Source organism: Afipia sp. GW822-FHT03D08 (genome assembly GCF_058801645.1).
In genome coordinates this window covers 304741-328873 of sequence record NZ_JBXANK010000002.1, presented here as the reverse complement: position 1 = coordinate 328873, position 24133 = coordinate 304741, and the positions used below count along the sequence as shown (strand labels likewise).

Sequence of the window (24133 nt, the reverse complement as noted above, 5' to 3'; positions counted from 1 at the left end):
GTGGCGATTGTACGCCCGGTTCGCCGGAGTGTATGATCGCCACAATGATGTTGACCGTTCGCAATCTCACCAAATCCTATCGGACGTCGGAAGAGCAGCTTGCGGTTTTGCGCGGCGTCGATCTTGCGCTGGCCGCAGGCGAGAGCGTGGCGCTCACCGGTGAATCCGGCAGCGGCAAGAGCACCCTTCTTCATCTGATCGCAGGCCTCGATAAGGCGGATAGCGGCGAGGTCTGGCTCGACGGCGCGCTGGTGTCCGACTTGTCCGATAGCGACCGCGCGGCCATGCGGCGCGACCGGCTCGGCCTCGTGTTCCAGCAGTTCAACCTCATTCCGAGCCTTCAGGTCTGTGACAATCTCGCGTTTCAGGCGCGGATCGCCGGCCGGCACGATCCGGCATGGCAGGACGAACTTGTGAAGCGGCTTGGCCTGCGTACGCTGCTCGACCGCTATCCCGAGCAATTGTCCGGCGGCCAGCAACAGCGTGTCGCGATCGGACGCGCGCTGGCGATCAAGCCGCTTGTGCTGCTGGCTGACGAGCCGACCGGAAATCTTGACGAAGCTACCGCCGACGATGTGTTGGCGCTGGCGCGCGATCTGGTCGCGCGGACAGGCTGCGGCTTCCTGATGGTGACGCACAGCGAGCGGCTTGCCGCGACGCTCGACCGGCGGGTGCATCTCAGCGCAGGGCGGATCACATGACGCGTACGTTCTGGATTCTCGTGGGTCTGTTGAGCCACTGGAAACGGCACCGGATGCAGCTTGCGACCTTGCTAGTCGGATTGATCTCCGCCACGGCGCTGTGGAGCGGAGTGCAGGCGCTCAATCAGCAGGCGCGCAACAGCTACGATCGGGCGGCCGCGACATTCGGCGGCGGCAACACCGCGATGCTGGTCGGGCGCGACAGCCCGGTATTCCCGCAACAGCTCTTTGTCGATCTGCGCCGTGCCAACTGGCCGGTGTCTCCTGTCGTCGAGGGCCGTGTTCTTATCGGCGGCCGCTCGTTCCGGCTGCTCGGGATCGAGCCTCTCTCGCTGCCCGCGGGTGCGGGATCGGCGCCGGAGCTCGGGCAGGCGGACTTGCAGAAATTTATCGCCCCACCTGGGCAAACGCTGGTCGCGCCGGAAACGCTTGCGGACCTGAAACTGTCCGAGGGCGCATCGCCGCAGATGAGCGGCATCTCGCTGCCGCCACTTGCAGTCCAGGACAGTCTCGCGCCGGGTGTGCTGGTGGTCGATATCGGTGTCGCACAGCGCAGTCTCAAAATGCCGGATCAGATTTCGCGGCTTCTGGTCGGCGACATGCGCAGTAGCAAACGTCCCCCGCTTGAGCAGGTCACCGGCAATAAACTGTTGCTGGTCGAAGCAGGCGCGCCGAGCGACCTCGAACGCCTCACCAGCAGCTTCCATCTCAATCTGACGGCGTTCGGCTTGCTGTCGTTCGTGGTCGGTCTCTTCATCGTTCATTCCGCGATCGGGCTCGCGTTCGAGCAGCGGCTGCCGATGCTGCGCACGATGCGCGCCTGTGGCGTCTCGGCGAGGGCGCTGACCATTGTGCTCATCACCGAACTGGTGTCGCTTGCGCTGCTGTCCGGCGTTATCGGACTGATCTGCGGGTATGTCGTCGCGGCGTTTCTGCTGCCGGATGTCGCGGTCAGTTTGCGCGGACTTTATGGCGCGCAAATTCCAGGCCACCTGTCGCTGCGGCCAAGCTGGTGGCTGTCGGGCCTCGGCATGAGCGTGCTCGGTGCGCTGCTTGCGGCAGCGGCGGGGCTCTATCGTGTTTATCGTCTGCCGGTTCTCGCCGCGGCGCAGCCTTATGCTTGGCAACAGGCGCAGCAGAGATGGCTGATGCGGCAGGGCGCAATGGCCGTGGCGGTCGCTTTCGTCGCTGCAGCCTGTCTTTATTTCGGTGACTCGCTCACGTCGGGATTTCTGGTGCTTGCGGGGATGCTGCTCTCGGCGGCGCTGGTGCTGCCGGTGTTGCTTGGCGCGGTGCTGAGTTTCGGTCAGCGCGGCACCGTTCAGCCTGTCGTGAAATGGTTCTGGGCAGACAGCCGGCAGCAACTGCCCGGACTGTCTCTGGCGCTGATGGCTTTGCTGCTCGCGCTCGCGGTGAATGTCGGCGTCGGCACCATGGTGCAGAGCTTCTCGCGAACCTTCACCACCTGGCTCGATGACCGGCTTGCGGCGGAGGTCTATCTGAACGCAAACAATGACGCGCAGGCTGCAGAGATCGTAACGTGGCTGCGGCAGCGGCCCGAGGTTGAGGCGATCCTCCCGGCCTGGCGTACCGATGTGACGCTGGACACGCTGCCGGTCGAGGTTCTTGGCTTCGCTGATCATGCGACCTATCGCGAACGCTGGCCATTGCTGGAGTCCGTGCCGGGCGTTTGGGACAAGGTGCGGGCAGGCAAGGGCCTGCTGGTCAGCGAACAACTCGCGCGGCGGCTGAAGGCCGGTCTCGGCGATCACATCGTGCTTCCGGCGGTGACAGGACAATGGTCTGTCGCGGTTGCGGGGATTTATCCCGACTATGGCAACCCCAAGGGGCAGATCGGCATCGACATCGATGCGCTCGTCGCGCACTGGCCGGACATTGCGCGGACGCGGTTCGGCCTGCGCGTGATGCCGGCAAACGTGCCTGAACTCGTCGCGGCGATGCGCGCAAAATTCGGTCTCGATACCAGCCGCCTGCTGGATCAGGCGACACTCAAGGCCGAGTCGACGCGCATCTTCAACCGCACATTCTCGGTCACGACCGCGCTGAACGCATTCACCCTCGGTGTTGCCGGCGTCGCGCTGCTGACCAGCCTGCTGACGCTGAGCAACAGCCGGCTCCCTCAGTTGGCGCCGCTGTGGGCGCTCGGGCTGACGCGGCGGCGGCTCGCAGCGATCGAACTTTTGAAAACCATGTCGGTCGCGTTCATCACGGCGCTGCTGGCGCTGCCGCTCGGTTTGCTGGTGGCGTGGTGTCTGGTGGCGGTGGTGAACGTCAAGGCGTTCGGATGGCGATTGCCGTTCCATGTCTTCCCGGCGCAACTGGCGCAACTGCTTGTCATCGCCATGCTGGCCGCACTGCTTGCGACGTGTTTGCCGATCCTGCGTCTGATGCGCCTGCAACCTGCAACTCTTGCGAAGATATTCGCCAATGAGCGCTGATCTCCGCACCAGCCGCCGGGCATTCCTCGGCGGCGGCCTGTTCGCCACCCTTGGTGGATCGCTCGCGCGTGCGCAGGGGTTTGCAGGACTGGGCGGTGAGAGCGAAGGCTTTGCAGCCGTCGTGCCCGGCAAGGTGCTGGAGTTTCCGCGCGAACACGGTCCGCATCCGGATTACCGGATCGAGTGGTGGTATCTTACGGCGAATCTGAAGGACACAAACGGCGCGCAGTGGGGCGCGCAATGGACACTGTTCCGGCAGTCAACGGCGCCGGGCGCACAGCGAGATGGCTGGGCCAATCAGCAGATCTGGATGGGGCACGCGGCGATCACCAGCGCGGAGGTCCACCGCTACACCGAGAAATTCGCGCGTGGCGGCGTTGGGCAGGCGGGCGCCGACGCATCGCCGTTTCATGCCTGGATCGATTCATGGGAGATGCGCGGGCTAGATGGTTTCAACGCGCGGACTGTTGCGCCGCTCGCGGTCTCGGCATCAGGTGCGGATTTCAGTTACGCCCTGAATCTGGCGGCGGATCGTCCACTGGTGCTGCAAGGCGAGGGCGGCTACAGCAAGAAATCAGAGCGCGGTCAGGCCTCGTATTATTTCAGCCAGCCATATTTCAATGTATCCGGCGCAATCACGCTTGGCGGGAAACAGATCGCCGTCACCGGCGGCGCGTGGATGGACCGTGAATGGAGCAGTCAGCCGCTGGCGTCCGATCAGACCGGCTGGGACTGGTTCTCGCTGCATCTCAATTCAGGCGAGAAAGTCATGCTGTTTCGTCTGCGTCAGAAAGACGGACGGAACTATTTCGCCGGCAACTGGATTGAACGTGAGGGACGGTCGGTGCCGCTGGCGCCGGATTCGATCATCATGACACCGGCCGGATTCACCACCATCGAGAGCCGCAAGCTGCCGACGTCATGGACAGTTGCGATCGCGGATCGCGGACTGAAGATCGAGAGCGTGCCGCTCAATGCCAAAAGCTGGATGGGAACGCGCTTCGCCTATTGGGAAGGCCCGATCAATTTCAAAGGCAGCCATGCAGGTGTCGGCTATCTTGAAATGACGGGTTACTGAGAAAGAACACAGAATGAAGCAGAAGCCATTCGGCCAGACGGGACAGCAAACCTCAGTCATCGGGCAGGGCACCTGGTACATCGATCATGGTGACCGCAAATCGGCGGTGACGGCGCTGCGCTGCGGCCTCGATCTCGGCATGACCCATATCGACACCGCAGAGATGTACGGCGATGCCGAACTTGTGGTCGCGGAGGCGATCGACGGCCGGCGCGACGAGGTGTTTCTGGTCTCAAAAGTGCTGCCCAGCAATGCTTCGCGCAAGGGGACGATCCAGGCGTGCGACCGTTCGCTGAAGCGGCTCAAGACCGACCGTCTGGATTGCTATCTGCTGCATTGGCGCGGATCGTATCCGCTGGAAGACACGGTCGCTGCCTTCGAAGAACTGGTCAGTGCGGGAAAGATCGGCTCATGGGGTGTCAGCAATTTCGATGCGGGCGACCTTGCGGAGCTGGCCGATGTCGCGGGCGAGGGACGTATCGCCTGCAATCAGGTGCTCTATCATCTGAACGAACGCGCCATCGAACATTCGGTGATCCCGTGGTGCGAGGCGCATGGCGTGGCCGTGGTGGCGTATTCGCCGTTCGGACACGATGATTTTCCCGCTCCGCAGTCGGCCGGCGGCAAGGTCCTGCAACAGATCGCTGCAAGGTACAATGCAACGCCGCGTCAGGTGGCGCTGAGTTTCCTGACGCGGCAGCCGTCGATGTTCGCGATCCCCAAGGCATCGTCGTCAAGCCATGCGGCCGAGAATGCCGGCGCGGGGAGCATCACTTTGACGGAAAGCGATATCGCGGCGCTCGACAAGGCGTTTCCCCTGGGTCGTGAACCGCGCAGCCTGCCGATGCTCTAATGCTCTAGATCACTGCCGCGACGCCCTGCCAGAGCAGCAGGAGCGAGATGATGAACAGCAGCACATAGGCGATGTTGTAGAACAGGCCGGTCGGCGTCTTGCGGACCAGCCAGATGCCCGCGAAATTCGCGAGAACCGCAATCGGCAGCAGCAACAGCGACGTCGCGAAGTTCTTCGTGGTGAACTGGTCGAGCATGAAATAGGGGCCGATCTTCAGGACATTGACGACCGCGAAAAAGATCGTGGTCGTGCCCACCAGCGTCAACTTTGGGAGACGCTGGGGCAGAACGTGCACCTGAAACGGAGGGCCGCCGCCCTGCGTCATGAATGAGGTGAACCCCGAAACCCCGCCCCAGAAAACGCCGCTGGCCGCCGTTGCCGGATGCGGTTCGATCCGGCCGCGGCGCAGCCAGGTGTTGGCAACAAAGGCGAGCCCGATGAGGCCGATGATGATGCGGACAAGGGCGTCGGACAAATGTGAGGCCAGCAACCAGCCGAGCGCCATGCCGGCGATCGCGCCAGGCAGCATGACTTTCAGATTCCATCCATCCCAATCGCGCCGGTAGACGTAAATCGAGATCACGTCCTGCGTGATCAAAATCGGCAGGATCAGCGCAGCGGCTTCCAGCGGCGGAAGATAAAGAGCCAGCAGCGGCGTCGACGCGATGCCAAGCCCCGAGAAACCGCCTTTGGCCAGCCCCAGCAGGATCACCGCCGGAACCGCCACGAAATAGAACAACGGCTCGGTGATGATGGTATGCACGTCATGATTCCGTCAGATAGCTTTCACTTAGGCCTCAAAAAGCCCGTCCAGATCAACTGCTATCGCCGCGCAGAAATGCAGGACGCCCTTGTGGGTTTGCCATGGCGACAATACATCTCGGCCATGCCCCGCTATTTCTTCAACACCCGTATTGGCGAGACGCTTATTCCGGACCCCGAGGGCGAGGAACTGCGCGACCCGGATCACGCCTGGGAGGTCGCGCGTGCGACCATCCGGCAGATCCTTCAGGAAGAGGGCAAGGAGCCGGGCCTGCTGTCGGCGTCGCTCGAAGTCACCGACAAAGCCGGCGAAATCGTGCTCGAGTTTCCGTTCAGCGAAGCGCTTGAGATTCCGGACGAGCCAAAGTCGCGGCACTGATACCGCGCTGGGACGCCGCAGGGTCGTCTTCGCCCTGCGCCAGCTTGGCGGCAAAATCGGCGACCAGCTCAGCCGCAAATGTGTCCGGTGATGCCAGCCAGCTTGCCGCGAATGTCAGCGTCGGCACATGCAGATCGGTGGACAGGAGACGAAGCTGGCCTTCCGCCAGTTCACGCTCGACGATCGCTGTCGGGATCACTGCGACTCCCAGACCATCGGTCGCCATGCGGATCACTGTTCCCAGTGAGGCGCTGGCGTGCAGCCTTGTGTGCGGCAGATCGGGCCGATTGAACAGGGATCTCACGATTTCATATGGCTGCGTCTTGCGTGCGAATGTGATGATCGCGAACCGCGCCAGATCATGCACCGTCAGCACGCGGTCGCCGAGACCAAGCATGGGGCTGGCGACAAACGAAATCGGATAATCGCACAGCACGCGGTTGCGCACGTTCGAGAACGACAACGGCCCGAGACAAAAGGCGAGATCGATCTCCTGCGCCAGCAGCCGCGCGCGAAGATTCGGCGTGATGTCGACTTCGACTTCGAGCGATAGATTTGGATGTGTGCTTGCGACGCGTTCGATCAGTTGCGGCAGCCAGGTGTGAACGATCGTCTCGGAAACGCCGAGACGCAGGATGCCGCGCATCGCGGATCGATCCATCACCGCGGCCAGCATCTCGGAGCGCAGCGCGATGAGCTTCTCGGCATACTGCATCATCTGCCGTCCGCTCGGCGTCGGCATCACGGTGCGGCTGTCGCGTTGCAGAAGCTTCACGCCAATCTCGCTTTCAAGCTGGGCGATGCGCTGAGAGATTGCGGGCTGGGTGGTATTGAGCTTTCGCGCTGCGCCGCCGAAGCTTCCAAGCGTCACCACCCAGAGAAACGTCTCGATTGACTTGAAATCGATCATGCCCGTTTATCTCGCTACCTATTAGTTCAGCTTATCGTTTCTTATAAGAAAACACGACTAGACTTTATCGAACGGCAATGATCCACTCTTTTCTGCGATAAATGGAGTGGTCTTATGCTTTCGGCAGCCCAGCAGATGTCTCCAACCGGTCAGCGCTCGGGCGCTGATCTCCCGAGCCGGGACGCGCGGCTGGCCTATCGGTCCGGCAAGGTGGGGGTGACGGCCGGCGTTGCGCCGGGCTTCGTTCAGGGCAATCTCGCCATCCTCCCGGAAAAACTCGCTTCGTCGTTCCACCGGTTCTGCCAGCTCAATCCCAAGCCATGCCCGATCATCGGTATGTCGGAAGTCGGCGATCCCCGCATTCCGGCGCTCGGCGTCGACCTTGATCTGCGGACCGATCTGCCGCGTTACCGGATCTGGCGCGACGGGAAGCTGGTTGAAGAGCCGACTGACATCATGGCGCACTGGCGCGACGATCTCGTCGCCTTCGTTCTCGGCTGCTCGTTTTCGTTCGAGGAAGCGCTGATCGCCGACGGGCTGAAAATCCGCCACATCGAGGAGAAGCGGAACGTCCCGATGTATCGCACCAACGTTCCCTGCGCCTCCGCGGGTCCGTTCGCGGGACAACTGGTCGTCTCGATGCGGCCGTTCAAGCCTGCGGAAGCGATCCGCGCGATTCAGATCACCACGCGTTTTCCGGCTGTGCACGGTGCGCCGGTGCATTTCGACAAGCCGGAGATGATCGGCATCAAGGATATTTCCAAGCCTGACTATGGCGACGCAGTGAGCATTCAGCCCGACGAGGTGCCGGTATTTTGGGCGTGCGGAGTGACGCCGCAATCGGTCATTCTGCAATCGCGGCCTGACTTCGCGATCACTCATGCACCGGGCCATATGCTGGTGACGGACGTCCGCAATTCGGAATTTTCGATTCAGTGAAATTTGCCCAACCAACCACAAAGTCTTTGCCTGACATAAGGCATCGTCACACACAGGAGTAATGTCGATGAATCGTCGCGAAGTATTGTTGTCCGGTGTTGCCCTGTCTCTGGCCGGTACCGTCGGAACGCGCGCCTTCGCGCAGGGCGGCGAAGTCCTGATCGGCTGCATCTGGCCGCTCACGGGGCCGACGGCGCAGATCGGCGCCGATGCGCGCCATGCCCTGGAAACCGCGGTGGACATCGTCAACGGATCGCACGATCTCGACCTGCCGACGGCGAAGAATGCGGGCCTTGCCGGCCTCGGCAACGCCAAGATCAAGCTTGTTTTCGCCGACCATCAGGGGGATCCGCAGAAGGGCCGCGCCGAGGCCGAGCGCCTGATCACCCAGGACAAAGTGGTTGCCATCTGCGGCGCTTTTCATTCATCGGTGTCGGCGACGGTCAGCGCATCCTGCGAGCGCTACGGCATTCCCTATCTAGCGGCCGACTCGTCGTCGCCCAGCCTGCATCGCCGCGGCCTCAAGTTTTTCTTCCGGGCTGCCGCGCATGACGAGATGTTCTCGCTTGCGATGTTCCAGTTCATGGATGCGCTGAAGAAGAAGGGCAAGAAGATCGACAGCGTGGGGTTGTTCTACGAAGATACCATCTTCGGAACCGACTCCTCGAACGTGCAGCGCAAGCTCGCCGCCGACCGTGGCTACAAGGTCGCCGTCGACATCAAGTATCGCGCTTCTTCGCCATCGCTGACCGCCGAGGTGCAACAGATCAAGAGCGCCAATCCGGATGTGCTGCTGCCGTCGAGCTACACGACCGACACGATCCTCCTGATGAAGACCATGGACGAACTCGGCTACAAGCCGAACAACATTCTCGCGCAGGCGGCGGGCTTCTCGGACAAGGCGACCTTCGACGCGGTGGGCGACAAGCTCAACGGCATGATCTCGCGCGCCAGCTTCTCGCTGGACCTCGCGGCCAAGCGCCCGTCGGTCGGCAAGGTCAACGACATGTTCAAGGCGCGCGCCAACCGCGATCTCAACGACAATACCTCGCGGCAGTTGACCGCAATTCTCGTTCTGGCCGACGCCATCGATCGTGCAAAGTCCACCGACGGCGAAAAGATCCGCGCGGCGCTGGCGGCCACCGATACGCCCGGCGAGAAGACGATCATGCCGTGGAAGCGCATCAAGTTCACCGCCGAAGGCCAGAACGACGATGCCGATCCGGTACTGCTGCAATATCTCGGCGGCAACTTCGTCACCGTGTTTCCGGGACAGGCCGCGATCGCCGAGCCGAAATGGCCGATGAACGGCTAAGGTGCGACAAGGCGCTGGCTTCATGCCGGCGCCTTTTTCATGAATGCTGCGACCGTAGTTCCCGGCGGCGAGGCCGCCTTGCACCTTTCCCGTGATGGATTGCTTCCGGTGACAACACAGGCCTTTCTTCAGGTAATCGCGAGCGGCCTTCTGATGGGGCTGATCTACGCGTTGATTGCGGTCGGCCTGTGGCTGATCTTCGGTCTGATGGACGTGGTCAACTTCGCCCACGGCGAATTCCTGATGCTCGCGATGTACGCGACCTTCGGGCTGGTTTTCATGACGGCACTCGATCCCGTCGTGCTGGCGCCATTGGTGGTGGCGCTGATGTTCGTGCTGGGTGTGTCGGTCTATGCCGGCATCATTCGCTATGCGATGCGCGCCAAGGCCAATCCCGGCATGGTGCAGATTTTCGCGACCTTCGGTCTCGCGCTGCTGATCCAGGGCCTGGCGCAGTATTTCTTCACGCCGGACTATCGCAACATCGCCAACACCTGGCTCGGCGGAAAGACCCTCAACGTGGGCGGAGTGTTTCTGCCGTGGCCGCAGATTTTCGGCGGGGCGGTCTCATTGGCAGTGTTCGCCGGACTGTACTGGCTGATTACCCGCACCGACTTTGGCAAAGCGCTGGAAGCGACGCGCGAAGACCAGGGGGCGGTGGCGCTGGTCGGCATCGATCGCAACCGCGTGTTCGCGCTTGGCTGGGGGCTTGGCGCCGCGCTGGTCGGAATTGCGGGCGCGGTGCTGGCGATCTTTTATTACATCCATCCGCAGGTCGGCGGCACCTTTGCGCTGATCGCTTATGTCACCGTTGCGCTCGGCGGCTTCGGAAGTATCTTCGGCGCGCTGGTCGCGGGCGTGATCGTCGGGCTGGTCGAGGCGCTGACGACTCTGATCCTGCCGGCATCGCTGAAGTCGGTCGGCGTCTATTCACTCTACCTGCTGGTCCTGTTCGTCAGGCCGAGCGGCCTGTTCGGGAGGCTGTGATGACCCAGAACACCATCACCACATCCTCAATGTCCTCGTTCATCGGGGGCCGGCGGCGGCAGCTTCTGACAGCGCTCGCCGTATTTGTGGTCATCGCGCTGGTGCCGCGTCTGGTCACCGACGTTTATATGATGAATGTGCTGATCCTGACGCTCCTGTTCGCAGCGCTGTCGCAGAGCTGGAACCTGCTCGGTGGTTATTGCGGACAGGTGTCGCTGGGACACGCGTTGTATTTCGGGATCGGCGCTTACGCGACCAGCATCCTCTATGTGAAGTTCGGCATCACGCCATGGGGCGGGCTTCTCGCGGGCGGGATCATCGCCGCGCTGATCGCGCTGGCGCTCGGCTATCCGTGTTTCCGGCTCAAGGGGCACTATTTCTCGATCGCGACCATCGTCATCGCCGAAATTGGCCTGCTGCTGTTTCATAACTGGGATTATGCCGGCGCCGCGCTCGGCATCCAGTGGCCGTTCACTCCAGACTCATGGTGGACGTTGCAGTTCGCGCGCGACAAGGCGCCTTACTTCTATTTCGCGCTCGCACTGTTCGCGATCACATGGCTGGTGACATTCGCCATCGTCGAGTCGAAGTGGGGTTACTGGTGGCGCGCCGTGAAAGACAACGCGGAGGCGGCGGAAAGCCTCGGCGTTACGATCTTCCACTCCAAGATGGCGGCCGCCGCGATCTCGGCATTTTTTACCGCAGTCGGCGGCGGCTTCTATGCCGCGTTCGTATCCTATATCGATCCAGACAGCGTGATGCATTTCCGTTTCTCGCTGCTCATGGCGCTGCCTGCCGTGCTCGGCGGTGTCGGATCGCTGTGGGGGCCGGCGATCGGCGCGCTGATCCTGATCCCGCTGGCCGAGCTGACGCGCTCCTATCTTGGCGGTTCGGGCTCCGGTCTTGACCTCGTGATCTATGGCGGGCTGGTCATGATCGTGTCGCTTACGCGGCCCGAGGGCATTCTCAGCATCATCAAGCCTGCAAAGCGCGAGGCGACAGCATGACCGAAAAGCCCCTTGTCACTTGCCGTAGCGTGACACGCCGCTTCGACGGATTGGTGGCCAATGATTCCATCGATCTCGATGTCAGGCGCGGCGAAATCCTCGGGCTGATCGGTCCGAACGGCGCAGGCAAGTCCACGCTGTTCAACCTGATCGCGGGGGCGTTTCCGGTGTCCTTCGGCGTGATCGAATTTGACGGGCGGGACATTACACCGCTGCCTGCGGCCGACCGCTGCGATCTCGGCATTGCGCGCACCTATCAGGTGCCGCGCTCGTTCGATTCCATGTCGGTGGTCGAGAATGTCACTGTCGGTGCGTTCGTGCGCTATCCGGGCGTGTTGCAGGCCCGCGCCAAGGCGCTCGATGTCCTGGATTACGTTGGCCTTGCCGCGCATGCCGACGCGTCCGCAGGAGACCTGACCCCGCCGCAGAAGCGTCGGCTTGAAGTCGCGCGTGCGCTGGCGACCGAACCAAAGCTGTTGCTGCTCGATGAAGTGCTGACCGGTCTCACGCCCAGCGAAGCTGCGGCGGGCGTCGACCTGATCCGCAAGGTGAGGGACACCGGGGTCACCGTCGTGATGGTCGAGCACGTCATGGAGGTTGTGATGCCGCTGGTGGACCGCGCCGTGGTGCTGCATCTCGGCAAGGTACTGGCGGAGGGATTGCCGAAAGAAGTCGTGCGCGACGAGAAGGTGATCGCGGCCTATCTGGGGGATCGTCACCGTGTTGCTTGATGTCGCGAACCTCACCACGGCTTATCGCGGCCTGATCGCGATCTCCGACATCTCGATCAATGTCGATTCCGGCGAGATTGTCACCGTCGCGGGGGCGAACGGCGCGGGTAAATCGACCTTGCTGAAATCCATCGCCGGGATGGAAAAGCCGAAGTCAGGATCGGTGAATTTCGTCGGTGAACGGATCGATACCATTCCGGCGCATCTGATCACCGCGCGGGGGCTGGCCTTCGTGCCGGAGAACAAACGGCTGTTCCCGCGCCTCAGCGTCGCCGATAATCTGCGGCTCGGCAGCTATCTGCATCGTGGCAGCCCGGATCGCGACAGTCCGCTCGAGTTTGTGTTCAGGCTGTTTCCCCGTCTCGAAGAGCGGCTGTCGCAGCGAGCGGCGACGCTGTCCGGCGGCGAGCAGCAGATGCTGGCGATCGCCCGTGCGCTGATGACGCGGCCGCGACTCTTGATGCTCGATGAGCCGTCGCAGGGCATCATGCCGAAACTGGTCGATGAGATTTTCCAGGCGGTGCAGCAGATCCGCAATAACGGCGTCACCGTTCTGCTGGTCGAGCAACGGCTGTCGGAGAGTCTTGAAATCTCCGACCGCGCTTATGTGTTGCAAACCGGCAAGGTGGTGATGAGCGGCCCCGCGGCCGACATCAAGTCCAATCCGGAAGTGCGGCGCATCTATCTAGGCATGTGACGCGATCAGCGCCTTGAGCACATCGTCAGGTCGCTCCGCCGTCATCATGTGACCTGCGCGGGGCAGCACGACCGGGTTCGATCCCGCAATCGCGGCAGCGAGTTGCTTGCCCGATTTGAGCGGCGTCATCATATCGCGCTCGCCGAGAATGAGTGTGGTGGGGGCGGTGACCTTTGCGGCTGCCTCCATCGCGGTCTTGTAATCGTTGCAGGCCGCAAGATCGTTGTGAAGCACGCCGGGCGCATCGCGCTCCAGCACGCGCATGCCGCCGCCAAGCATCCACAGGCCCGGAGCCTGCGAGCCGCCGAGGCCCGCGGCGAAACCAAAACCCCAGATCGACACCATGTCGATGGCGTCGTGGTTGTTATCCTTCGCCGCGTTGAGCAGGTCAGGGGACACCGGCATCGCGCCGCCGACTCCGATCAGCGAGAGAGAGGAGACCTTGTCCGGGTAGCGCGCCGCGGCATCGAGCGCGATCAGCGACCCCATCGAATGACCGACAAGACCGGCCTTCTTCCCACCGGCCGCTTCGATCAGCTTGATTGTCCAGTCCGCCATTCCGCCGATAGACGAAATGAGTTGTCCCTCGGAGCGTCCATGTCCCGGAAGATCCGGCGCCAGCACACTGTAACCGTGATGGGAAAACCACCGGCTGAACAGCGCCCACATCGAATGATCGAAACCGGCGCCGTGCAGGAAAACCACCAGCGGCAGTTCCGGATTGAAGGGCTTGCCGCCCGTTGTCGCGAAAACCTTGGCGCCGTCCACCGTCAGAATCATGTCTCAAGCTTTCTGCGAAAAGCGAAGCGCCTGGCTGAGATCGCCAATGATGTCCTCGGCGGCTTCGATGCCGATGGACAGGCGGATCAGTTCTTCGCCGATGCCCGCGACTTTCAACTGTTCGGCGTTCATCTGCTGATGCGTGGTGCTGGCGGGATGAATGACCAGCGTCTTGGCGTCGCCGACGTTTGCCAGATGGCTGGCGAGTTTCAGCGCCTCGATGAACTTGCGGCCGGCGTCGCGCCCGCCCTTGATGCCGAAGGTGATGATCGAGCCCGCGCCGCGCGGCAGCAGTTTTTTGGCAAGCTCATGATCAGGATGATTGTCGAGCGACGGATGCAGCACCCACTCGACGGCCTTGTTCGATTTCAGGAATTCCAGAACGGCGACGGCATTCTCCACATGGCGCTGCATGCGGACGTGAAGGGTCTCGACGCCTTGCAAAATCTGGAACGCGTTGGTCGGCGACAGGCACGCGCCGAAATCGCGCAAACCTTCGGCGCGGGCGCGCATGATGAAGGCCTGCGGTCCGAATTCCTCGCTGAAGACAATGCCGTGATAGCCGGCATAGGGCGTCGTCAGGGTCGGGAACTTGCCGGACTTCTCCCAGTCGAAGTGTCCGCCGTCGACGATCACGCCCCCGATGGCGATGCCATGACCACCGATCCACTTGGTGATCGAGTTCATGACAATGTCTGCACCAAGCTCGATCGGGCGGGAGAGGTAAGGCGTCGCGAATGTATTGTCGATCAGCAGCGGAATGCCGGCATCGTGCGCGATCTTCGCGACGGCGGGAATGTCCAACACTTCGAGGCCGGGATTGCCGATGGTCTCGCCGATCACAAGCTTGGTGTTCGGCTTGATAGCGGCCTTGATGCCGTCGAGGTCGCGTGGCTTGACGAAGGTCGTGGTAATGCCGAAGCGCGGCAACGTATGGGTCAACAGGTTGATCGTTCCGCCATAGAGCGATGCGGACGCGACGATGTGGTCGCCGGCGTTGAGAAGCGTGGCGATGGCCAGATGCAGCGCCGCCATGCCGCTGGCGGTGCAGACCGCGCCGACGCCGTTTTCCAGCGCCGCGAGCCGTTCCTCAAGCACCGCGATGGTGGGGTTGGAAATGCGGGTATAGATGTGGCCCGCGCGCTCCAGATTGAAAAGCGCAGCGGCATGATCGGCGTCCTGAAACACATAGGATGTGGTCTGATAGATCGGCACGGCGCGCGAGCCGGTGACGGGATCGGGATGCTGGCCCGCATGCAGGCTGAGCGTGTCGAACGCAGGAGGTTTGGGCGCTGCCATTTATCTTCTCTGGTTGCCGGGTGCCGTATCTTTCACGCAGAGCCGTTGATTGCAAGGCCGCTCCGCAATCACTTGCCCGGCCGCGGATCGATCGGGGTGATGGCGCCTAATCCGAGGATATTCTCCAGAATCTTGCCGCCAGCAAGTGCGCGGGCCTCGCCGCGCGGCGGCGCGACGATCTGCAATCCCACCGGCAGATTCTCGCGGGTGAACCCGCAGGGAATCGAAAGACCGGGGCAGCAGGCAATCGTGACGGCGGACACAATGGCGAGCCAGCCGACATAGTTGTCGAACTTCACGCCGTTGCACTCGGCGAGATAGCGTTGCTCGACCGGGAATGGTGCGACGATGGTGGTCGGACAGAGCAGCAGGTCGTAAGTCTCGAAGAAGGCGAGGGCGCGATTCATCAGGGTCACCCGCTGCGCCTCGGCCCGCTCGATGTCTGCGAGAGTGAGTTTTAGACCTTCCTCGATGTTCCAGATCACTTCCGGCTTCAACTGGTCGCGATGCGACTTGAGCAATTTGCCTTTGGTCAGCACATAGTCATAGGCGCGCAGCACATGGGCGCATTCCACGGCTTCCCTGAAATCAGGATGCGCTTCCTCGACGATCACGCCAGCTTCCGCAAAGCGGTGCGCGGCCTTTCGCGTGATCTCGGCGACCTCCGGGTCAACCGGCGAGATGCCGAGTGTGGCGGAGTAGGCGATGCGTTTCGGTTTCGCGCCCGAACGTGCGGCAGAGAGAAAGGAGGTCGGCAAGCGTGGCAATGACAACGCGTCGCCGATGTGTTCGCCGGACATGGCATCCAGCAGCAGCGCCAGATCTTCGACATTGCGGGCCATCGGCCCGTCGGCGCTGAGCGTGCGATCGACTTTTGCCGCTTGCGAATGCGCAACCCGGCCGATGCTGGGACGCATGCCGACCACGCCGCAGAAGCTGGCGGGATTGCGCAGCGAGCCGCCGACGTCGGTGCCGTGCGCCAGCCATGCCGTGCCGCTGGCGAGCGCGGCCGCCGCGCCGCCTGATGAGCCGGAGGCGGAGCGGGAGAGATTCCACGGGTTTCGCGTCGCGCCGAACACTTCATTGAAGGTTTGGGCACCGGCGCCGAATTCCGGTGTGTTGGATTTGGCGTAAACGATCGCGCCGTTGGTCTCGAGGTTTTCGACCACGATGTTGGATTTGCTGGCGACGACGTCCTTGAAGATTGGCGACCCCTGCGTGGTCCGCACGCCGGCAACGTCGGTGAGGTCCTTGATCGGGACGGGCATACCGGCAAGCAGGCCGCGTTCGGCGACCGGCTTTTTCATCAGCTCGTCGGCGTGGTCGCGGGCGCGATCGAAACAGAGAATGGGGAGAGCATTGACCTCGCCGTCTACTTTCCGAATTCTGGTTTCCAGCGCGTCGAGCAGGTCGTGGGGTGTAATCTCGTTCTTGCGCAGCCGCTCGACGATATCGCAGGCCGTTGCCTGCACGAGTTCTTCACTGGATCCCACGAAATTACCTCCCGTTTGTTGGCTGCTTTGATGCCAATATAACGGGAGGCGTCTGAATGGCGAGGCGAAATTAAACGGATTCCGCCTCGCCTGATCAGATCACGTCAGCGCGGAGCGTAGATCAGCGCTTGACGCTGGAGGCTTCGCCGTCCTGAACCTCACCGAACAATTCCCAGCGCTCGCCCTTGAAGCGCATCAGTTGCAATTGCTCGATGGGGGCAAAATCGGCCTCGCCGGTCTTGATCAGGACGCCCGGCAGCAAGCCGCCTTGCTGAATTCCGCCGATGCTGGCCGCCTGCTTCATGACGTTCTCACGGGTGAGATTGTCGCCGCATTGCTTCAGTACAACGGCCATGGTCTGCGCCATGTTATAGCCGGTGAGGGCCGAACTGTCCGCGACGTTGGCTTCGGGGACATACTTGGCGAGAAATGCCTTGTATTCCTTCATGCCGGGATCGTTGTCCCACTGCGGATCTGACGTATCCTTGGCGTAGGCGGCGGAAATCACGCCCTGCGCGTTATCGAATCCGGCAGGCTTCATCACCGTGGCGGTCGAAGCGCTGACGTTCGAAATGATCATCACCGGCTTCCAGGCAAGCTCGCCGACCTTCTTGATGGTCTGCGCGCCGAACTTCGGCGTGGTGAAGATCAGCAGTACATCAGGATTCAGGGTCTTGAGTTTCACGATGTGCGAATCGATCGTCGGCTCGGATAGTTCGTAGCTTTCCTCGGCGATGATCATGGACTTCTTGTCGCCAAGGCCGTCCTGCACGCCCTTGAGGTAGTCCTTGCCGAAGTCGTCGTTCTGATAGAGCACGGCGACCTTTGCGTTCGGCTTCTCCTTCAGGAGATACTTCGCGTAGATGCGCGCTTCGCTCTGGTAGCTTGGCAGCCAGCCCATGGTCCACGGGAACGATTTCGGATCGTTCCATTTGGTCGCGCCGGTGGCGAGAAACAGGTGCGGCGTCTTCTTTGCGTTCATGTATTTGTGGATCGCCGAGTTCGACGGCGTTCCGAGCGCACCGAACACCAGCAGCACTTCGTCGCTTTCGACCAGCTTGCGCGTTTGCTCGACAGCCTTGGGCGGGCTGTAGGCGTCGTCATAGGAAATGAATTTGACCTTGCGGCCATTAATACCGCCGTCATCATTGACCTTCTTGAAGTAGCCTTCCATCGCCTTGCCAACGACGCCGTAAGCCGAGGCCGGGCCGCTATAGGGAATGATGTTGCCGATCTTGATTTCCGTATCGGTCGCGCCGGTATCGTATTTTTTCTGCGCCATGGCGCTTCCGGTCGCGGCAACCAGAAATCCTGCGGTAACAACAGCGCATAGCGGTTTCGTCAAACGCATTCGGTGTCTCCCTGTTTCTATTATTTTTGTAGACGCGGCGGAGCTTAAGCGCGCTTCGCCTTGTCCTTTTCGTTTTGCGCCATGATGGCGTCACGTGCGGCTTTCCAGTCCGCATCACTCCAGTCGCGCAACTGGTAGAAGTTGCCGCCCATGGCCAGCGCCTGGGCGCCGTCCATCGCGATGGTCTCGCCGTTGATCCAGTCGCAGCCCCCGGAAATCAGGAAAGTCGCGAGGTTTTGCAGTTCTTCCATGGAGCCGACACGGCCCATCGGATTCATGGCGATGGTGCGCGCGCCGGCTTCATCGCCGGGCTTGATGCGCTTGCTCATACCTTCGGTCGGGATTTCGCCCGGCGCGATGGTGTTGAGACGAATGCCATAGCGGCCCCATTCGGCGGCAAGCGACATGGTCATGGCATGGATCGCGGACTTGCTCATGGCCGAGGGAACCACGTAGGGGCTGCCGTTGCGCACCCATGTCACTGTAATCGACACGACATTGCCGCGGTGACCGCCAGCGATCCAGCGCTTGCCCACCGCATGGGTGACATAGAATGTGCCGTGCATCACGATATTGGCGACCGCATCGAAACCGCGCGGCGTCAGATCCTGCGTGCGCGAGATGAAATTGCCGGCGGCATTGTTGATCAGGTCGGTGAGGGGGCCGTCCTTGAACGCCTCCTCGATCATCGCGTCGACGGCGGCGGCGTCGCGGATATCGACGCCATGGGCCGTAACCTTGCCGCCATGCAGCTTCATCAGTTCGGCGGCGGTTTCCTCGCAGACGCCCTTGCGGCGACCGCAAATGTGGATTTCAGCGCCAAGGCTGAGGAATTTGGCCGCCATGGCCTTGCCGAGGCCGGTGCCGCCACCGGTCACCAGGATTTTGCGGCCCGCAAGAAGACGATCTGTGAACATGGTGCAATCCTGCCCTGAACAATATTGTTTGATTAGTTAGTTGATTAATTAAAACAGGGTGGGCTAACCCTGTAAAGAGAAGAGATCAAAAACTGAGGGAGAACGCCATGACAGCCACCAGCGAGCGCATCACGGTTTCGATGTCGGAGGGGGTTGCCGATGTCCGGCTGGTCCGCGTGGACAAGATGAATGCGCTGGATGCGCCGATGTTCAATGCGTTGGTGGACACGGCCGAGCGGCTCAGGACCGAGAAAGGTCTGCGTGCGGTTGTGCTGTCCGGCGAGGGGCGCGCGTTCTGCGCCGGCCTCGATATGGGGCGTTTTGCCGCAATGAACGACGGCACCAGCGATCTGCGCGATCTTGCCAAGCGGACGCACGGTCTGGCCAATCACTCGCAGCAGGCGGTGTGGGGCTGGCGGCAGTTGCCCGTGCCGGTGATCGCGGCCGTGCACGGCGTTGCATTCGGTGGCGGTTTCCAGTTGGCGATCGGCGCAGATATGCGTTTCCTCGCGCCTGACACCCGAATGTCTGTGACGGAAATCAAATGGGGCCTGGTGCCTGATATGGCGGGAACGCCGATCCTCGCCCGTCTCGTGCGCGACGACATCCTGCGCGACCTTGCCTTCACCGGCCGGATTTTCTCCGCGCAAGAGGCAATGAGTTATGGCCTTGCGACACGGATTTGCGACGACCCGCGCACGGAGGCTCTGGCGGCCGCGCGCGAGATCGCCGGCAAAAATCCGGACGCCATTCGCGGCATCAAGCGGATGCTCAATGGTCTTGGCGGCGATCCCGGTCCGGCATTGCTGGCGGAATCCGTTGAGCAGATGAAGGTGATGGGAACGCCTAACCAGATCGAGGCGGTGCGCGCCAATATCGAGAAGCGTGCGCCGAAATTTGCCGATGGCTCGAACTGAACGGACGCGGCATGTCAGCGCCGGCGTTAGCGACGGGGATCGTCAGCGGCGATCGCCGCAAGTCCCGTGATGAGGTCAATGAGCGCGCCCGCCTGATCGCGGGCGGGCTTGAGCGGCTCGGCATCAGGCAAGGCGACAGCGTCGGCATCCTGATGCGGAACGATATCGTGTTCCTTGAAGCGGCTTATGCGGTGATGACGCTCGGGGCGTATGCCGTACCGATCAACTGGCACTTCAAAGCGGACGAGATCGCTTATGTCATGGACGATTCCGGTGCGCGCGTTCTGATCGGTCACAGCGATCTGTTGCATGGGCTCGATGGTGTGGTTCCTGCGGGTGTCACGATGCTCAGCGTACCGCCGCCGCCGGAAATCGTTGCCACCTACCGGATCGATCCTGCGCTCCGTGCATCGGCGCGCGGAGCGGTCGGTTTCGATACGTGGCTCGCGCAGCAAACGCCTTACGACGGTCCCGCGCTGCCCCAGCCGCAGAACATGATCTACACGTCCGGCACCACCGGGCACCCCAAGGGCGTGAAGCGCGATGCGCCGACGCCAGAGCAGAGCGCATCGATGGAAGCGATGCGCGCGTTGATCTACGGATTGAAGCCGGGCGTGCGGGCACTGCTGCCCGGGCCGCTGTATCATTCGGCGCCGAACGCATTCGGCCTGCGCGCCGGGCGGCTCGGTGATGTGACGATCCTGATGCCGCGCTTCGAGGCCGAGGAGTTTCTGCGGATCATCGACCAGCAGAAGATCGACAACGTCTTCATGGTGCCGACGATGTTCACCCGGCTTCTGAAGCTGCCCGAGCAGGTCCGCAAATCCTATGACGTCTCGTCGCTGCGCCACGTCATCCATGCAGCAGCGCCATGCCCCGCGGACGTCAAACGGGCCATGATTGAATGGTTCGGTCCGGTGATCTACGAATTCTACGGCAGCACCGAATCCGGCGCGGTAACGTTCGCGAGTTCGGAAGACGCGCTGAAGAAGCCGGGCACGGTGGGCAGGATTTCCCCGGGCGCTGAATTGCGCTTCCTCGGCGAGGATGGCCGGATTCTGCCGCAGGGCGAGATCGGCGAGATCTACTCGCGCATCGCTGCGAACCCGGACTTCACCTATCACAACCGGCCCGAGAAGCGGTCCGAGATCGAGCGCGACGGTTTCATCACCAGCGGCGATGTTGGCTATATCGACGCCGACGGCTACGTTTTTATCTGTGACCGCAAGCGCGACATGGTGATTTCCGGCGGCGTCAATATCTATCCGGCGGAGATCGAAGCGGTGCTGCACGGAATTTCCGGCGTTCACGACTGCGCCGTGTTCGGGATTCCCGATGAGGAATTCGGCGAGGCGCCGATGGCGGTGGTCGAGCCGCAACCGGGTGCCACGCTCGACGTCGCGGCGATCCGTGAGCAACTCAAGGTTTCGCTGGCGGGTTACAAGGTGCCCAAGCACATCGAAGTTCAGGCCAGCCTGCCGCGCGAGGACTCCGGCAAGATCTTCAAACGGCGGCTACGCGATCCGTATTGGGAGCGGGCGGGGCGCAAAATCTAGGCCGTTTCAGGCGGGTCTTGGGCGGCGTGAAGAAAACACGACAAAATCAAAAGCCGGGCGCAAAATCGTTGCGCGGAATGCACCCGACATGAGCATTCCGGCGCTTGCGCCCGCGAGGAAAAATTGCGACTTGAGAAGGATCGGAACACCTCTCACGGGATGGCGTCATGTCGTACGAAGCGAAACAGTCCGATCTCCGGGACGCAAAGTTTCGCGGCGGCGATCCGGCCGCTTCCGACGACGACGCGCTGCTGCGCGCGGACATCCGGCGGCTGGGGCGTATTCTTGGCGACACCGTCCGAGACCAGGAAGGGGCGGACGTTTTCGATCTGGTCGAGCGCATCCGGCAGACCTCGATCCGCTTCCACCGTGACGACGACAAGCCGGCCCGCCGCGAGCTTGAGGCCATTCTCGACGGCATGTCGATCGCCGACACCGTCCGCATCGTTCGCGCGTTCAGCTATTTTTCGCATCTGGCCAATATCGCGGAAGACCAGAACAACATCCGTCAGCGCCGCGCACAGGACATGGCGGGCACTGCCGCGCGCCCGGGCACCCTGACGCGGGCGCTCGTGCGCGCGCGGGACGCGGGCATCGATGCCGATGCATTGCGGGGGTTCTTTGCCAAGGCGCAGGTCAGCCCGGTTCTCACCGCGCATCCGACCGAAGTCCGCCGCAAGAGCACGATCGACCGCGAAATGGAGATCGCGTCCGTCCTCAATATCCGCGACCGGACCCAGATGACTGCGGACGAGATCGCGGCCAGCGACGAGCAGTTGCGCCGCGCCGTGGTGACGCTGTGGCAGACCAATCTTTTGAGGCGCACCAAGCTGACGGTGCTGGACGAGGTTTCCAACGGTCTTTCGTTCTATGACTACACGTTCCTGCGTGAGGTGCCTCGGCTGCACTGTTCTCTGGAGGATCGTCTGGCCGAAGAGGGCGGCACGGCCGTCGATGCGCACGATGTCCCGGAGCTTGCGACATTCCTGAAAATGGGAAGCTGGATCGGCGGCGACCGGGACGGCAATCCGTTCGTAACGGCGGAGGTCATGCGCGGTGCGCTGAATCTGCATGCCACGCGCATCCTTCGCTTCTATCTTGCGGAACTGCATGAACTCGGCGCGGAACTGTCGCTCGCGGCCCATCTTGCCGATGTGTCGCCCGAACTGCGTGCCCTTGCGGGGCAATCCCCGGACCCGTCGCCCCATCGCAGCGGCGAGCCTTACCGGCTCGCGGTCTCCGGCATCTACGCACGGCTGGCGGCAACGGCGCTGAAACTCAAGATCGAAACCAGCCGGCCGCCGGTTGGTGCCGCGATGGCCTATGCCGGTCCGGATGAACTTGCTCGCGATCTCGACGTGCTGCATGCGTCGCTGGTCGCCAACAACTCGCTGGTGATCGCGCGCGGACGTCTGCGGCATCTGCGCCGGGCGGTGGACTGTTTCGGCTTTCACCTTGCCACGCTCGACATGCGGCAAAATTCTGCCGTACACGAGCGGACCATCGCCGAATTGTTTGAGGCCGCAGCACCGGGCACCAGCTACGGAGAGATGCCGGAAGACGCGCGCATCGCGTTGCTGGCGCGCGAGTTGAACACCGCGCGTCCGCTGGCTTCGCCGTTCGTTGCTTACGGTGAGGAAACGATCAAGGAACTCGCTGTGCTGCGCGCGGCGGCGGAAGCGCATGCGACATTCGGCAGCGGGGTCATTCCCCAATGCATCATCTCGATGACGGAGGGCGTGTCGGACCTGCTTGAGGTCGCGGTTCTCCTGAAGGAAGCGGGATTGGTCGCGCCGGACGGCACCAGCCGTCTCAACATCGTGCCGCTGTTCGAAACCATCGACGATCTGCGGCAGTGCGCGCAGATCATGGACAGCCTTTTCTCGCTGCCGGAATATCGCCGTCTCGTTGACAGTCGCGGCGGCCTTCAGGAGGTCATGCTCGGCTATTCCGACAGCAACAAGGACGGCGGCTTCGTCACCTCGGGCTGGGAGCTTTACAAAGCCGAGATCAGCCTTGTCGAGGTGTTCGAGCGTCATGGCGTGCGCCTGCGGCTGTTTCACGGGCGCGGCGGCTCGGTCGGTCGCGGCGGCGGTCCAAGCTACGACGCGATCCTGGCGCAGCCGGGCGGAGCGGTGAACGGGCAGATCCGCATCACCGAGCAGGGCGAAATCATTTCGAGCAAGTACTCGAACGCCGATGTCGGGCGCCACAACCTCGAAATTCTCGCCGCTGCGACGCTGGAGGCGAGCCTGTTGCAGCCGAAGCATTCCGCTCCGCGTGACGAATACATCGCCGCGATGGAGGAACTCTCCAATCTCGCTTATGCGGCCTATCGCAATCTCGTCTATGAAACCGAAGGCTTTGAGGATTACTTCTGGGCCTCCACCGTTATCAGCGAGATTTCGACGCTCAATATCGGCAGCCGTCCGGCCTCGCGCACCAAAACGCGCAGGATCGAGGATCTGCGCGCGATTCCCTGGGTCTTCAGTTGGGCGCAATGCCGCCTAATGCTGCCGGGCTGGTATGGCTTCGGCAGCGCGGTGGATGCATGGGTCAAGCAGCATCCGGACAAGGGCATCGCGTTTCTTCAGGAACTCTATCGCGAGTGGCCGTTCTTCCAGACGCTGCTGTCGAACATGGACATGGTGCTCTCAAAGAGCAGCATCGCCATCGCATCGCGCTATGCTGACCTGGTGCCGGACGAAAAGCTGCGCACCATGATCTTCGGTCGTATCCGCGCCGAGTGGCATGGTTCGATCGAGACGCTGCTGACCATCATGGGCCACGACCGGCTGTTGCAGGGAAACCCGTTGCTTGAGCGTTCGATCCGCAATCGTTTCCCGTATCTCGATCCGCTGAACCATGTGCAGGTCGAACTGTTACAGGCGCACCGGTCGCAAAGCACCGACGAACAGGTGCTTCGCGGCATCCAGCTCACCATCAACGGAATTTCCGCGGGGCTGCGCAACAGCGGCTAAAATCAATAACAACGGGAGGTA

21 protein-coding genes are annotated in these 24133 nt (G+C 62.2%); 14 read left to right on the top strand and 7 right to left on the bottom strand.

What is annotated here, in order from left to right; genetic code table 11:
- The first annotated feature begins 47 nt into the window (after positions 1-47).
- From AC1RM7_RS16555 to AC1RM7_RS16540, 4 genes are read left to right on the top strand one after another with little or no spacing between them, the layout of a single operon-like run.
- Entirely contained in the window at positions 48-701 is a 654-nt protein-coding gene (locus AC1RM7_RS16555; RefSeq protein WP_024920648.1) for an ABC transporter ATP-binding protein, read from the top strand.
- The gene (locus AC1RM7_RS16550) at positions 698-3160 is read left to right on the top strand and encodes an ABC transporter permease (RefSeq protein ID WP_024920647.1); all 2463 of its coding nucleotides are present in this window, start codon (positions 698-700) and stop codon (positions 3158-3160) included. The genes AC1RM7_RS16555 and AC1RM7_RS16550 overlap by 4 nt, the downstream gene beginning before the upstream one ends.
- Entirely contained in the window at positions 3150-4238 is a 1089-nt protein-coding gene (locus tag AC1RM7_RS16545) for a lipocalin-like domain-containing protein (RefSeq protein WP_024920646.1), read from the top strand. The genes AC1RM7_RS16550 and AC1RM7_RS16545 overlap by 11 nt, the downstream gene beginning before the upstream one ends.
- 13 nt (positions 4239-4251) lie before the next feature.
- A complete protein-coding gene (locus AC1RM7_RS16540) occupies positions 4252-5091 on the top strand; it encodes an aldo/keto reductase (RefSeq protein ID WP_024920645.1) in 840 nt (279 codons plus the stop codon).
- 4 nt (positions 5092-5095) lie between these two features.
- Here the strand turns inward: AC1RM7_RS16540 and AC1RM7_RS16535 are convergent, their stop codons facing one another.
- Positions 5096-5854 carry a sulfite exporter TauE/SafE family protein gene (locus AC1RM7_RS16535; RefSeq protein ID WP_024920644.1) on the bottom strand — a complete coding sequence of 253 codons (759 nt, stop codon included), beginning with the start codon at positions 5852-5854 and terminating at the stop codon, positions 5096-5098.
- 123 nt (positions 5855-5977) lie between these two features.
- On the opposite strand from AC1RM7_RS16535, the gene AC1RM7_RS16530 reads away from it, so the two are divergent.
- On the top strand, positions 5978-6232 hold the full coding sequence (locus tag AC1RM7_RS16530; RefSeq protein ID WP_024920643.1) for a DUF6894 family protein: 255 nt from the start codon (positions 5978-5980) through the stop codon (positions 6230-6232).
- Here the strand turns inward: AC1RM7_RS16530 and AC1RM7_RS16525 are convergent.
- On the bottom strand, positions 6186-7142 hold the full coding sequence (locus AC1RM7_RS16525; RefSeq protein WP_024920642.1) for a LysR family transcriptional regulator: 957 nt from the start codon (positions 7140-7142) through the stop codon (positions 6186-6188). The genes AC1RM7_RS16530 and AC1RM7_RS16525 overlap by 47 nt on opposite strands.
- A gap of 114 nt (positions 7143-7256) precedes the next feature.
- Between AC1RM7_RS16525 and AC1RM7_RS16520 the strand changes: the two genes are divergently transcribed.
- The 6 genes from AC1RM7_RS16520 (at position 7257) to AC1RM7_RS16495 (ending at position 12818) form a co-directional block, all read left to right on the top strand.
- A complete protein-coding gene (locus tag AC1RM7_RS16520; protein ID WP_006019683.1) occupies positions 7257-8081 on the top strand; it encodes a putative hydro-lyase in 825 nt (274 codons plus the stop codon).
- A gap of 61 nt (positions 8082-8142) precedes the next feature.
- A complete protein-coding gene (locus AC1RM7_RS16515) occupies positions 8143-9396 on the top strand; it encodes an ABC transporter substrate-binding protein (protein ID WP_024920641.1) in 1254 nt (417 codons plus the stop codon).
- Between the two features lie 108 nt (positions 9397-9504).
- The gene (locus tag AC1RM7_RS16510; RefSeq protein WP_492839197.1) at positions 9505-10383 is read left to right on the top strand and encodes a branched-chain amino acid ABC transporter permease; all 879 of its coding nucleotides are present in this window, start codon (positions 9505-9507) and stop codon (positions 10381-10383) included.
- The gene (locus AC1RM7_RS16505) at positions 10383-11390 is read left to right on the top strand and encodes a branched-chain amino acid ABC transporter permease (protein WP_024920639.1); all 1008 of its coding nucleotides are present in this window, start codon (positions 10383-10385) and stop codon (positions 11388-11390) included. The genes AC1RM7_RS16510 and AC1RM7_RS16505 overlap by 1 nt, the downstream gene beginning before the upstream one ends.
- The gene (locus tag AC1RM7_RS16500; protein WP_006019687.1) at positions 11387-12121 is read left to right on the top strand and encodes an ABC transporter ATP-binding protein; all 735 of its coding nucleotides are present in this window, start codon (positions 11387-11389) and stop codon (positions 12119-12121) included. The genes AC1RM7_RS16505 and AC1RM7_RS16500 overlap by 4 nt, the downstream gene beginning before the upstream one ends.
- Positions 12111-12818, top strand: coding sequence for an ABC transporter ATP-binding protein (locus AC1RM7_RS16495; protein ID WP_152544163.1), 708 nt, complete (start codon positions 12111-12113; stop codon positions 12816-12818). Before AC1RM7_RS16500 ends, AC1RM7_RS16495 begins: the two co-directional genes overlap by 11 nt.
- Here AC1RM7_RS16495 and AC1RM7_RS16490 read toward each other — a convergent pair.
- The 5 genes from AC1RM7_RS16490 to AC1RM7_RS16470 form a co-directional block, all read right to left on the bottom strand.
- The gene (locus AC1RM7_RS16490) at positions 12807-13598 is read right to left on the bottom strand and encodes an alpha/beta fold hydrolase (RefSeq protein ID WP_024920637.1); all 792 of its coding nucleotides are present in this window, start codon (positions 13596-13598) and stop codon (positions 12807-12809) included. The genes AC1RM7_RS16495 and AC1RM7_RS16490 overlap by 12 nt on opposite strands.
- Before the next feature lie 3 nt (positions 13599-13601).
- Complete coding sequence (locus tag AC1RM7_RS16485; protein WP_492839201.1) at positions 13602-14897, bottom strand: O-acetylhomoserine aminocarboxypropyltransferase; 1296 nt, start codon at positions 14895-14897, stop codon at positions 13602-13604.
- 68 nt (positions 14898-14965) lie between these two features.
- Positions 14966-16390, bottom strand: a complete 1425-nt coding sequence (locus AC1RM7_RS16480; RefSeq protein ID WP_024920635.1) for an amidase — start codon at positions 16388-16390, stop codon at positions 14966-14968.
- Positions 16391-16511: 121 nt separating this feature from the next.
- Positions 16512-17741: an ABC transporter substrate-binding protein gene (locus AC1RM7_RS16475; RefSeq protein WP_006019692.1), complete on the bottom strand. Its 1230-nt coding sequence runs from the start codon at positions 17739-17741 to the stop codon at positions 16512-16514.
- Between the two features lie 44 nt (positions 17742-17785).
- Positions 17786-18658 carry an SDR family oxidoreductase gene (locus AC1RM7_RS16470; RefSeq protein WP_006019693.1) on the bottom strand — a complete coding sequence of 291 codons (873 nt, stop codon included), beginning with the start codon at positions 18656-18658 and terminating at the stop codon, positions 17786-17788.
- Between the two features lie 107 nt (positions 18659-18765).
- Here AC1RM7_RS16470 and AC1RM7_RS16465 point away from each other — a divergent pair, with 107 nt between their 5' ends.
- The 3 genes from AC1RM7_RS16465 (at position 18766) to ppc (ending at position 24112) form a co-directional block, all read left to right on the top strand.
- Positions 18766-19575, top strand: coding sequence for a crotonase/enoyl-CoA hydratase family protein (locus tag AC1RM7_RS16465; RefSeq protein WP_006019694.1), 810 nt, complete (start codon positions 18766-18768; stop codon positions 19573-19575).
- A gap of 11 nt (positions 19576-19586) precedes the next feature.
- Positions 19587-21131 carry an acyl-CoA synthetase gene (locus AC1RM7_RS16460; protein WP_006019695.1) on the top strand — a complete coding sequence of 515 codons (1545 nt, stop codon included), beginning with the start codon at positions 19587-19589 and terminating at the stop codon, positions 21129-21131.
- 167 nt (positions 21132-21298) lie between these two features.
- Positions 21299-24112: a phosphoenolpyruvate carboxylase gene (gene ppc, locus AC1RM7_RS16455; RefSeq protein WP_024920634.1), complete on the top strand. Its 2814-nt coding sequence runs from the start codon at positions 21299-21301 to the stop codon at positions 24110-24112.
- Positions 24113-24133: the final 21 nt, after the last annotated feature.